11 protein-coding genes are annotated in these 6,142 nt (G+C 43.3%); 3 read left to right on the plus strand and 8 right to left on the minus strand.

Annotated features, from left to right (window positions below; all coding sequences use genetic code 11):
• Positions 1–32 precede the first annotated feature (32 nt).
• The 7 genes from FYJ78_RS12600 to FYJ78_RS12630 all read right to left on the minus strand — a co-directional run bounded on the left by FYJ78_RS12600 (position 33) and on the right by FYJ78_RS12630 (position 2,430).
• A complete protein-coding gene (locus FYJ78_RS12600) occupies positions 33–500 on the minus strand; it encodes a hypothetical protein (RefSeq protein ID WP_154621745.1) in 468 nt (155 codons plus the stop codon).
• Positions 501–618: 118 nt separating this feature from the next.
• The gene (locus FYJ78_RS12605; protein ID WP_154621746.1) at positions 619–780 is read right to left on the minus strand and encodes a hypothetical protein; all 162 of its coding nucleotides are present in this window, start codon (positions 778–780) and stop codon (positions 619–621) included.
• Positions 767–988 (minus strand): hypothetical protein, encoded by a 222-nt coding sequence (locus FYJ78_RS12610; protein WP_154621747.1) that lies wholly within the window; start codon positions 986–988, stop codon positions 767–769. Before FYJ78_RS12610 ends, FYJ78_RS12605 begins: the two co-directional genes overlap by 14 nt.
• Positions 985–1,131 (minus strand): hypothetical protein, encoded by a 147-nt coding sequence (locus FYJ78_RS12615; RefSeq protein ID WP_154621748.1) that lies wholly within the window; start codon positions 1,129–1,131, stop codon positions 985–987. Before FYJ78_RS12615 ends, FYJ78_RS12610 begins: the two co-directional genes overlap by 4 nt.
• Positions 1,132–1,195: 64 nt before the next feature.
• A complete protein-coding gene (locus tag FYJ78_RS12620; protein ID WP_154621749.1) occupies positions 1,196–1,450 on the minus strand; it encodes a hypothetical protein in 255 nt (84 codons plus the stop codon).
• Complete coding sequence (locus tag FYJ78_RS12625; RefSeq protein ID WP_154621750.1) at positions 1,447–2,178, minus strand: phage antirepressor KilAC domain-containing protein; 732 nt, start codon at positions 2,176–2,178, stop codon at positions 1,447–1,449. Before FYJ78_RS12625 ends, FYJ78_RS12620 begins: the two co-directional genes overlap by 4 nt.
• A gap of 30 nt (positions 2,179–2,208) precedes the next feature.
• Complete coding sequence (locus FYJ78_RS12630; protein ID WP_154621751.1) at positions 2,209–2,430, minus strand: helix-turn-helix domain-containing protein; 222 nt, start codon at positions 2,428–2,430, stop codon at positions 2,209–2,211.
• Positions 2,431–2,622: 192 nt separating this feature from the next.
• Here FYJ78_RS12630 and FYJ78_RS12635 point away from each other — a divergent pair, with 192 nt between their 5' ends.
• Both FYJ78_RS12635 and FYJ78_RS12640 read left to right on the plus strand, forming a co-directional pair.
• Positions 2,623–3,555: a helix-turn-helix domain-containing protein gene (locus tag FYJ78_RS12635; RefSeq protein WP_154621752.1), complete on the plus strand. Its 933-nt coding sequence runs from the start codon at positions 2,623–2,625 to the stop codon at positions 3,553–3,555.
• Positions 3,556–3,623: 68 nt separating this feature from the next.
• Positions 3,624–4,661: a hypothetical protein gene (locus FYJ78_RS12640; protein ID WP_154621753.1), complete on the plus strand. Its 1,038-nt coding sequence runs from the start codon at positions 3,624–3,626 to the stop codon at positions 4,659–4,661.
• A gap of 23 nt (positions 4,662–4,684) precedes the next feature.
• Here the strand turns inward: FYJ78_RS12640 and FYJ78_RS12645 are convergent, their stop codons facing one another.
• Complete coding sequence (locus FYJ78_RS12645; protein WP_154621754.1) at positions 4,685–4,894, minus strand: hypothetical protein; 210 nt, start codon at positions 4,892–4,894, stop codon at positions 4,685–4,687.
• 110 nt (positions 4,895–5,004) lie between these two features.
• On the opposite strand from FYJ78_RS12645, the gene FYJ78_RS12650 reads away from it, so the two are divergent.
• Positions 5,005–5,664 carry a hypothetical protein gene (locus FYJ78_RS12650; RefSeq protein WP_154621755.1) on the plus strand — a complete coding sequence of 220 codons (660 nt, stop codon included), beginning with the start codon at positions 5,005–5,007 and terminating at the stop codon, positions 5,662–5,664.
• Positions 5,665–6,142: the final 478 nt, after the last annotated feature.

Raw genomic sequence — 6,142 nt, forward strand, 5'->3', positions numbered from 1 at the left:
GGATATCTTTCGCCAGATGACTTTGAAAAACTTTACAATGCGAGCGTTGCTAGAGAATCACGATTGGTAAGCTGAAAATAATTAAAATTTCTCATTTTATGTTGTACTAAATCTTGACATAGGACCATCGGCTGATTGGTGGTTTTATCGGCCTTCATGAATTCCCCGGCCTTGCCCCGGATAGCCTCGATTTCCTCTGTGGTCGGTTTATCTGCTGCCTCTGCTTTCTTCGGCTCCGGTTCCTTCACCAGGTCATTGATTTCCTTTGCCTTAGCAGGGCTCACAGGCTCCCCTGTGAGGGGCTTTTCCTTTGCCTTGGTATTCTTCTTAGACTCTGCCTTTTTAGCGGGCTCAGGCGTCTTGGCGGCCTTCTCCGGCGGGACCATATCGGTATGATCGGCCTTGGCGATACTGATAGCTGCCATACAGCCGGCAATGTCGGATAGCGCACGGATAAGCTCGCTGTCAGCCGTGATGTGAATATTGATATCCATGGACATGTAAATTCCTCCTATGGTAAAATAGATATGAAAACCTTTTAGCTTTGGTTTTTACTTCGGACCGTTCCTGCACCACCGGGAACGGTCTTTTTGTTTGCTGGTAACTTGCTGGTAATTTTCATACGCACAACACCAGCAGGAACAGGTAAGCCATAGCCGCCAGCAAAGTAATCTTCAGCATCTCCGGCATGGCCCGTACACCACGATGCAGGAAAGCCCCTAGTTGGCGGTGTCGTTCCGTCTCGATGATCCTGCGTATCTTCCTCTCATGCTCGGTCATGTTTCTTCCTCCTCTCTGATTCGATATCATCAATGATTTCTGCATCAACCTTGCCGAGTATGTGCCCCAGCATAAACGCGTCGCTCCGCGCGCGCTCATTCACGGCATAACAGCGTTCTTTGTCAACAGCTGTCATAACAGCATGATGGTAATGCCCTTCAGCTCTCTCAGCAACACGCTGCAGCTCCTGGATCTCTGTCTGTGTCATGCACTCTGCACCTCCTCTTTAGCTTTGCGTTCTCTTACTTCTACTTCAACCTCATGGCCTTTGGCGCGACCATCCAGCTTCAGCAGCAACTCGATAAACTTCACCGGGTCAAACCCGACTAATCCTGTCTCTTGCTTTTCCATACGAATCTCTCTCCCTTCGCATGTGGTTTGGGTAGTGCTATTGGGTAGTGTGCATCCGAGCCGTTCACTTGCCATCGCTCTCCTGGCGGTGCTTTTCCTCAAGATAAGCCTGGGCCTTGGCTATGGCCAAATTTGCCGAGCCGTCAACTTTTCTCCCCATGAAAGCATGGAGTGACTCGAAATTCACGCCGTAGCGGTCTGAGCAGAGCTTTTCTGCAATTTCCCAGGCCCGGTCACTACTGTACCCGAACGTTCTCATCAGTTCATCATGAGTACCCGCTAGGTCAATAACTGCATCGGCTACCATAATCTTTTTCATGCCTCTTTCCTCCCATCTAAGAACTTATTGACGAAATACTGCTGCCCTTTGCCCGTGACTTTCGTTGTTTTGGTTACACGGATACTGCCATCAGGATTATTGATAGTTGTTTCCTTGATTTCAAACAGCCCGCGCTCCATAGCTTTCTGGGTAGGCATATTCTTGGAACTGCCACCTTTAATCAGATACCCATTATCCCGCATATAGCTGAACAGCCGTTTCTGCCCGGTCGCGATACCATTGCCTTTGAGGATTTTTGCCAAGTCCCCAATGAGGATTGATGACTTCGAAGCGCTCACTGCGTCTGCAAACAGGGCTTTGGGCTTCATCTCGGTAATCTGCTTGGCCTGTTCCTGCCGTTTGGTTTCCTCCTCAATCCAGCGCTTTGCCTGGTCTATTGGGTCAGCAATCTGATAGGATGGAGCGTTAAGCCCTCTCAGCCGCTTCTCACATTCGATGAAGTAAAGCCTTGCCTGCTTGCCCCGCTCGTTGCGCTGAATCATGCAAATTTCCTTAGCCATGCCAATGGTCATTTCGTGGTCGCTGGCAGGCCTGCCGCCGTTCGGGGAGGTTTTGCTCATTTTTGAGCAAAAGTCCACACCCTCTAAAAATCCATATTCAACCATTCGCGGAAACCAGTCTTTATAGGCCGTCCCAATCTGCAAGAACTTGTGAAGCTCTCTGCCGTTCACTTTGTTTTCACTATTGATTTTGATAAGTTCGCTCATTCGTTATCCTCCTGTTTCTTTAGCTCTGTCTCATATTTGAGATATTAGAGGCAAAAAAATTGCGTTCATCTCTTCCGTAGTCAGGTGTAAGAGCTGCCCTATTGCATAGGCGTCTTTTACATACATCGTTTCGTCCTTACCGTTCATCTTACGATAAAGGCTGGCCGTGCCTATGCCAATAGCTTTAGCCACATCTGCCACGGATAGACCATTTTCCACTATTTTGCCTTTGAGCTTGTTTACATTAATCATAGCTTAACGGTCCTCCTTACGCGGTTATTGTCTCATTTCATGCGACACGTATATAGTAACTCAAATATGAGACATTGTCAATGTGATTTTCTCATTTTTAGGATTTTTTTCAAACACGCCTGTATTCTATTCTCAAATATGAAAAAATATGTTATCATTAAGAATAACAAAAATCAGAAGGAGGGGCTGGATATGCAATCCATAGGCGATGTTATAAAAGCCAGGCGTACGGCATTAGGCATGACCGCCGACGAACTTGCTCATAAGCTAAATAAAAGCAGAGCTACCATATATAGATATGAAAGCACTGACGTCGAAAATATGCCCGTGGGCGTTCTGGAACCCTTGGCGAGGGCTCTGAATACAACGCCAATTGAATTGATGGGCTGGGCTAGTAGGCAGGTGGATTATGAATCCAAGGACATCGAAGAGCAAATCCCTGCTGCTGGTGTCCCTTATTTTAGAAAACTACGTCACCAGTGGGAGGTCGAAAAAGTCCAAGAGATTGATCACAATTTGGCTGCAAATCTCAAAACATTACTGAATCCACTAGAAATTTCGGCCTTCGTCGAGAAAACTGGAATAAATGACCAGGAACGAATAGGTTCAATCCTCAAGGGGATACCTTCGGAATTGTCCAATGATGAATTCGATAAAATATGTGAATTCTTTAATATTCCGCCCGAAAAACTGCTATATACAAATTTAGATAACGAATCTAAAAAAGCATCCGCTTTCGATTGGGCAACATCGCCGGATGACAACTATGAATATGAAGCCGCCGCCACGAAAATAAAAAAAGAGATTGATTTTCAAGATAGCGTTAGAGGTTTTTCTCCCAGCATTTATGACGGGTGCCTAAAAGTATTGCAGCATTCACATTTTAACGATGTAATCGGAGAAGCTTTTACGGATTACATTGAGCAGATGCAACTGGTTAATAAGGAACTTAAAAAACGTATTAAAAATCCAATTGTTAGATTCTCATACCGCAATGTGTGGTATAAGAATGTCGCCGAGTTAATTATTTCTAACCCGGAGTATTTTTGGAAAACATACCTTATGAAGGACTCTGGCGCTTTCGAACTTGCTAGAGCAACTATTCAGCGCAGTCCAAAAAATTAGCATACTATATCCGCAATAATAAAAATAAGCCACCCGGATGGACGGCTATACGAAAGGATATGTTGATATTGAATGATAAGATTACGGCAACAGAATGTTATAGATTACTTGAAAACATCGGACTTCCGGTTGAGCATATAGATACAAATAGACGATATTGGTTTATCCGCACTCAAGGTGGTGAATACTTTGACGAGTTTTTTCTTGATGGCTTTGTCGGTATTGGAGATGAAGATGTTCCTTGTGTCGATGAAAAAGATCGCACAAAGGAATTAGTCGAAAAAGTCAAGGAATCACATCCTCAAGCCACTCGAGCACTGAACCAGATTCATAAATTTTGTAAAGAAATACACAAGGGAGATATTGTTGTAATTCCATCCGCATCATCTGCCCAATTCGCATTCGGTATAATCGAGGAGGATGAAATATACGAGGAAGAAGCTCCATCTGAAGAAGACATTTTAGATGGTAGGTGCCCATACACTCGCAGGCGTAAAACACACTGGATTCAAGGAATTCCTAAATCGCGTGTTGATTCTAAGCTTTATACATTCTTCCGCAACCAACAAAAATTATCTAATGTGGATGGTTATGGTGAATTTATCGAAAGAGCACTAAACCCCTTCTATGTAAAAGAAGGTATAGCTCATTTTACGCTATCGCTAGTAACACCTGAAAGTCCAAACGCTTTTGACATGCCATTATATATGAACGGTATTTTGAGCAGAGCTAAAGAACTTTATAAGGATATCGGTTGCAATGAAAATGATATAAAAGTTCAGTCAAGAACCAATGTTCAATCTGCGGGATTAATTGAGTTATTGGGCGACCCTACATTTGTAGCGCTTACAAGCATAGTCGTAATCGGACTCTTTGGTGGCCAGGCTACGTTCCACCATCCTTCTGACGATGTTTACGACGGAGGAGTAAAAACAGATGGGCTCGCTGGTTTTGTTTTAAGTTTAATAGACAAGTTTAAAGATCACAATACCATAGGTGACAAGCAGTTAAAAGGAGCCCAAGATAGGCTAAAGGTTTGCGACCCGCGTCAATCAAACACACCTAAGCAAAAGAAAAAACATCGTCGCAACAAAAAAAGGAAGTAAGCAATTGCCTACTTCCAAAACATCTAATTTATTTTCAAGTGTCTAGATCCTAACAAATAAATCATAATCATCAGCCCTACCAGCCATCTAAAACCTAGCAGGAACTCCTCAGAACATAAAGGAACCATATACCATGCTACAGTAATGATAATCACAATGACTGACCATATTGCCACAAAAACAGCAATACTTGATATCAGCCAGCGAAGCTTGCCGAAAATATTGCTAACCATGACAACGCGCCTCCTCTTATGTTCATTATAGTTAATGTCAAAAAGAAAATCTAGTAGCTTGCAATAAAAAAATGCCCCGAAGGACGGCTGTACGAAAGAAGCTGATATAATTGGCTACCATTGAAGACCATATAAGATTGTCAACAAATACATATCCTATTTTCGAAATGGCGGAGACTGCCCAACGCATCTTCAATCCACCAGCGCTAAAGGCATTTCAGAACGCCATTCAGATACCCCGCGCTTCACTGGCTATGCAAACTGCTGCGATTACAGCTCAACTTACGCAGGCTCAGGCTATAACCGCAGCGGCATTTCGCCCCGCTATTGAGGCTGTTGCAATGTACCAACAACCATATATGTCTATGGCTGCGGCAATGACTGAATACCAAAGAACGCTAGAGCACATTAACAGAATCCCCAAGTTGATAAAAATGCAGGAAAAACTCCAACAAATGAGCCGTTTATTTCCAACAGTACAAGTAAGTATGCCAAACGTTGCCAGCACTTTACCAGCCTTTGAGTATCTCGAAGTAAATCAACCAGAGTTATGTCAACAGGCAGAGGAGGCTCTCGCAATTCAAGCTACCCCTGACGACTCTGCGGATAATATTAAAGCTTATATGTTATTCTGTACCGAAATCATCATCGGGCTGGAAGGTGTGAAGGAAGTAGCTGCAGACCCCGCAATAAAAGCAGGGTGTGTCAGCTTGATAATTATTTTTTCGAGTCTACTGGCATATCTAAAATACTGTAAAGAAGAACAATAACTAGAAGCAAGTCTAATTTTCCCGTAACGGTATCTGATAAAAAGAACATAGTCACTAGCAACATTAGATTTATGGCCTTAATAAGCCGTACTTTCTTTTTGGATAACTGCATTCTCCCCGCCTCACTTTCTGCAATATATCTAACTATATTATACCACTTTATTGCAAAAAGTGCTCTACGCTTTTATGCATAAATGAACCCCGCACTCTGCCCAGGGAACCTCGCAATAAAAAAAGCCGCCCCGTGGATGGGAGTAGTGACTATTGATTCGGGATGAGTAATATTTGAGGCCCTGATGATAATTGATAGGGAGTGATCGTTATGTATCTATCCATTATACGGATGGAGCTTGGTCCTATGTCAAGATTTAGTACAACATAAAATGAGAAATTTTAATTATTTTCAGCTTACCAATCGTGATTCTCTAGCAACGCTCGCATTGTAAAGTTTTTCAAAGTCATCTGGCGAAAGATATCC

Source organism: Wylensekiella montiformis, assembly GCF_009697385.1.
Classification (GTDB): domain Bacteria; phylum Bacillota; class Negativicutes; order Selenomonadales; family Selenomonadaceae; genus Selenomonas_A; species Selenomonas_A montiformis.